The organism is uncultured Wocania sp., from assembly GCF_964021735.1.
GTDB lineage: Bacteria > Bacteroidota > Bacteroidia > Flavobacteriales > Flavobacteriaceae > Wocania_A.
The window spans coordinates 1-4,437 of the sequence record NZ_CAXIBN010000220.1 but is presented as its reverse complement, the minus strand read 5'-3'; the positions used below and the strand labels follow the sequence as shown (position 1 = coordinate 4,437).

The window sequence follows — 4,437 nt, the reverse complement described above, 5'->3', positions numbered from 1 at the left end:
TTCAATTTAAAGCAATTCTAAATTAATACTTCAAGTTAAGTTATTATATTTAACTTCGACCTATTACAGCATAACTAACAAAATTATGGAACACATCGTTATTATAGGAAACGGAATTTCTGGGGTTACGGCCGCTAGACATATTCGTAAGCTTTCCGACAAAAAAATTACTATTGTTTCTGCTGAAACCGATTACTTTTTTTCCCGTACGGCACTTATGTATGTGTATATGGGACATATGAAATTTGAACATACACAACCTTACGAAAATTGGTTTTGGAAAAAAAACAGGATTGAACTTAAAAAGGGCTTTGTAAAGCAGATTGAAACTAAATCTAAAACGTTGCATTTTGCAGAAGGTGACACCTTACAGTATGATAAATTGATTATTGCTACGGGCAGTAAACCCAACAAATTTGGATGGCCAGGGCAAGATTTAGATGGTGTGATGGGGATGTACCATAAACAGGATTTAGAAAAACTGGAAAAATATGCACCAAATAATAAGCTTTGTAAACGTGCTGTAATTGTTGGTGGTGGCTTAATTGGGATTGAGTTGGCAGAAATGTTACACTCCAGACATATTCCTGTAACGTTTTTAGTGCGAGAAAGTAGTTTTTGGAATGGTGTGTTACCAGAAGAAGAAAGCACCATGATAAATCGTGAAATATTAGCCAACGGTATCGATTTAAGATTATCTACCAATTTAAAAGAAATAGTTTCCAATGAAAATGGACAAGTAAAATCGGTAATTATTCAGGAAACTGGTGAAGAGATTCCTTGTAATGTAGTCGGACTTACTGCTGGTGTTTCACCTAATATAGATTTTATAAAAGATTCTAGCATTGAAACAGGAAGAGGCGTTAAAGTAAATCGCTATTTAGAAACTAATATTCCTGATGTTTATGCCGTTGGAGATTGTGCCGAACAACACGAAGGTATTGATCAACGCAGACCCATTGAAGCGGTTTGGTACACAGGACGCATGATGGGAGAAACCGTTGCACAAACCATTTGTGGAAACCGTATTCAATACAAGCCAGGGCACTGGTTTAACTCTGCTAAATTCTTTGATATTGAATATCAAACTTATGGTTGGGTTTGGGCGCAACCTAGAGAAAATGAAGCGCGTTTTTATTGGGAACATAAAGATGGTAATAAGGGCATACATATTAATTATGATAAAAATACACGAGAATTTATAGGCATAAATACTTTCGGCATTAGAATGCGCCATGAGTTTTTTGATAAAGTTTTAACCAAAAAACAATCGGTAGATTATGTTTTAGAATATTTAGCAGATGCCAACTTCGATCCTGAGTTTTATAAACTTCACGAGAAAGACATCGTTAAAAAATTCAATACAGAAAACAATACTAACATTCAACTTAAAAAGAAAAGTTGGAGACGCATATTCGCTTAAAAAATAAAGACATGAAAATAATAAAACATTTAGGATTAGTCTTATTTTTAATAGGCTTAGGCATTTTTACCGGAACACTCTTCACAGGTAGTTTTAGTTTATCAGAAGCTGAATTTGATGAATTCATAACATCAAAAAACTATAAAAGTGAAATTATAAAAGAGGAACTTGAAAAAGCTACAGTTACCGAAGAGGATTTGAATATTTTTGAGTTTTCTAGTCGCGTTCGAAATGCTTATGAAACTTCCAATAACCATTATGATGCATTAATAGCAAAGTATGATGCTGAAAAAAACTGGGACAAAAAAGGTGAACAATACCAATATAAAATCTACGGAAAACCACATACTTTAAGTTATGAAATAGCAAAAAAAGCTGGTTCTGGTTTTGTAAAAGAACATGCTGGTTTACTATGGTGGCTTACGTTTGGTCTGGCAATTATTGGCGCACTACTCTTTATATTACCAAACATTATTTTATTAGGCAGACCTGGTATTAAACACAACGGTATTTATCATGAAGCAAGTACTAATCGTGGTTGGATTGCTTGGTTAGTTTTAGTGTATTTAGTGGTATTTTATTTACTGCTTTATTTTTGGGCAGATTATGTCGTGAATTGGACATACATTTTAGACCCAATTAGTGAATTCCTAAATGGAGGTCCAGCAAGTCAATGGTTTGTTTACGGCTTTTTGTATTGTGTAATCATGCTTGTTATGGCTGCTCGTATGTACATAAAATACCGACATAACAAATACCAAATCATTCGTACTACTTCGGTGTTATTCTTTCAAATTGTTTTTGCGTTCCTTATTCCAGAAATAATGACAAGTTTAAACATGCCTGGGTACGATTTTAAAAATGCATTTCCTTTAGATTACGATTTCTTTTTTGAATGGAATTTAGATAGCTTAAGAGATAGTGGAGCAATTGGGCTTTTTATATTGGTTTGGGGTATTGTATTAACCTTGGTTATTGTGCCCGTAATGGTATATTTCTTCGGAAAAAGATGGTACTGTTCTTGGGTTTGTGGTTGTGGTGGTTTAGCTGAAACTTTAGGAGATCCATACAGACAACATTCTAATAAAAGTTTGAATGCTTGGAAATTAGAGCGCTGGTTAATTCACTCCGTTTTAGTGTTCTCATTAGTAATGACGTTAGTAACATTATACTGTTATTTCTCTGGTGTAGAATCATTTTTAGGTATAAAATCACAATGGATAAAAGATACTTACAGCTTTTTAATTGGTGCTTGGTTTGCTGGTGTTATTGGCACAGGTTTCTATCCTATTTTTGGTAATCGCGTGTGGTGTCGTTTTGGCTGTCCGTTAGCGGCCTATTTAGGTTTAGTACAGCGTTTTAAATCTCGATTTAGAATTACAACCAATGGTGGTCAATGCATTTCTTGTGGCAACTGTTCTACCTATTGCGAACAAGGAATTGATGTACGTGCTTATGCGCAGAAAGGAGAAAATATAGTGCGCTCTAGTTGTGTAGGTTGTGGTATTTGCTCTGCAGTTTGCCCAAGAGGTGTTTTAAAACTAGAAAATGGACCAGAAAAAGGTCGTATTAATCCAACTGATATTTTATTGGGGAACGATGTAGACCTAATGGATTTAGTAAACCAAAAATAAACTCTCTTGAAATATTCAATTATAATTTTTAGTTTAATGTTTTGCTTTACTATCGATAGTAATGCGCAAAAAACATATAAGAGAGTTTACTACAATAATAGTAGCCTAAAAGCTGAAGGTTGGCTAGACGGTGATACGAAAACCAAGTATTGGACATTTTATTATCCTAACGGTAAAGTGCAAAAAGAAGGTCATTTCAAAAATAATAAACCTGCAAAATATTGGTATTTTTACCGTGAAAATGGCACTAAAGAAAGTGAGGGACATTTTATAAATGGACAGAAAAATAATTGGTGGCTATTTTATGATGATATGGAAAAAATCAATCATAAATGCCAATTAAAAAACAATTTGAAAAACGGTTATTGTTTCATGTATCATAATGAAGAATTAGTTTCTGCTAAACGTTTTAAAGAAGGTAAACAGATTAAGGAATGGACAGACTTTAAATCTTTTAGAAAAGACAATAATCTTAAAGATTTAAAATGACTAAAATAAACGTAATTATTCCAGCTTATAACGAAGCTGACTCCATATCACATGTTATTAAAGATATTCCATCGATAGCTGAAGAAGTTATTGTAGTGAGTAACAACTCTAGTGACGCTACTGAAGAAAACGCTAAAAAAGCTGGCGCTACAGTTCTTAAAGAAAATAAACGCGGGTATGGTTACGCATGTTTAAAAGGAATGGATTACATTTCTAATAAAAAAGACAAACCAGATATCATTGTTTTTTTAGATGGCGATTACAGCGATTACCCTGAAGAGCTAGAAAAAATAGTAGCACCAATAATTAAAGATGATGTAGATTTTGTAATTGGAGCAAGAGTAAAACGACTACGTGAAAAAGGTTCTATGACCATGCCTCAAATATTTGGGAATTGGTTAGCTACCTTTTTAATGAAATTAATGTTTAATGCAAAGTTTTCAGACTTAGGCCCTTTTAGAGCGATAAAATACAATAAGCTTTTGGCTCTTAAAATGGAAGACAAAACTTATGGCTGGACAGTTGAGATGCAACTTAAAGCCTTAAAACAAAAATTAAGTTATGTTGAAGTGCCAGTAAATTACCGAAATAGAATTGGCGTTTCAAAAGTTTCAGGAACAGTAAAAGGTGCTATATTTGCAGGCATAAAAATATTGGCTTGGATTTTTAAATACAGTTTTAAATAATGTATATAGAAACCGTAATTATTGTTATTTATACCATTGCGTTATTGCTCATTTTTATGTATGCATTGGCTCAGTTGAACCTATTATTTAACTACTTATCTGCAAAAAAAAGTACCACCGATTTAAAATTCAATTTATCTAATCCAGAAGAAGTACCCTTTGTAACTATTCAACTTCCTGTCTATAACGAAATGTATGTTATGGA

The 4,437-nt window shown here is 33.2% G+C and carries 4 protein-coding genes and 1 pseudogene; all 5 read left to right on the top strand.

From position 1 onward, the window contains the following. Positions 1–85 precede the first annotated feature (85 nt). On the top strand, positions 86–1,423 hold the full coding sequence (locus tag AADI82_RS13910; protein WP_341217031.1) for an FAD-dependent oxidoreductase: 1,338 nt from the start codon (positions 86–88) through the stop codon (positions 1,421–1,423). Positions 1,424–1,434: 11 nt separating this feature from the next. Next, the gene (locus AADI82_RS13905) at positions 1,435–3,057 is read left to right on the top strand and encodes a 4Fe-4S binding protein (RefSeq protein ID WP_341217030.1); all 1,623 of its coding nucleotides are present in this window, start codon (positions 1,435–1,437) and stop codon (positions 3,055–3,057) included. A 6-nt stretch (positions 3,058–3,063) separates the two neighbouring features. After that, positions 3,064–3,546: a hypothetical protein gene (locus AADI82_RS13900; RefSeq protein WP_341217029.1), complete on the top strand. Its 483-nt coding sequence runs from the start codon at positions 3,064–3,066 to the stop codon at positions 3,544–3,546. After that, complete coding sequence (locus tag AADI82_RS13895; protein WP_341217028.1) at positions 3,543–4,232, top strand: glycosyltransferase family 2 protein; 690 nt, start codon at positions 3,543–3,545, stop codon at positions 4,230–4,232. Before AADI82_RS13900 ends, AADI82_RS13895 begins: the two co-directional genes overlap by 4 nt. Beyond that, a pseudogene (locus AADI82_RS13890) lies at positions 4,232–4,437 on the top strand (glycosyl transferase family 2); the annotation flags it as partial. The gene AADI82_RS13895 and the pseudogene AADI82_RS13890, both read left to right, overlap by 1 nt.

Bases quoted from the DNA above. Each gene is read 5' to 3' on its own strand.
- AADI82_RS13905 (WP_341217030.1), top strand. From the start codon at position 1,435: ATGAAAATAATAAAACATTTAGGATTAGTCTTATTTTTAATAGGCTTA.
- AADI82_RS13910 (WP_341217031.1), top strand. From the start codon at position 86: ATGGAACACATCGTTATTATAGGAAACGGAATTTCTGGGGTTACGGCC.
- AADI82_RS13895 (WP_341217028.1), top strand. From the start codon at position 3,543: ATGACTAAAATAAACGTAATTATTCCAGCTTATAACGAAGCTGACTCC.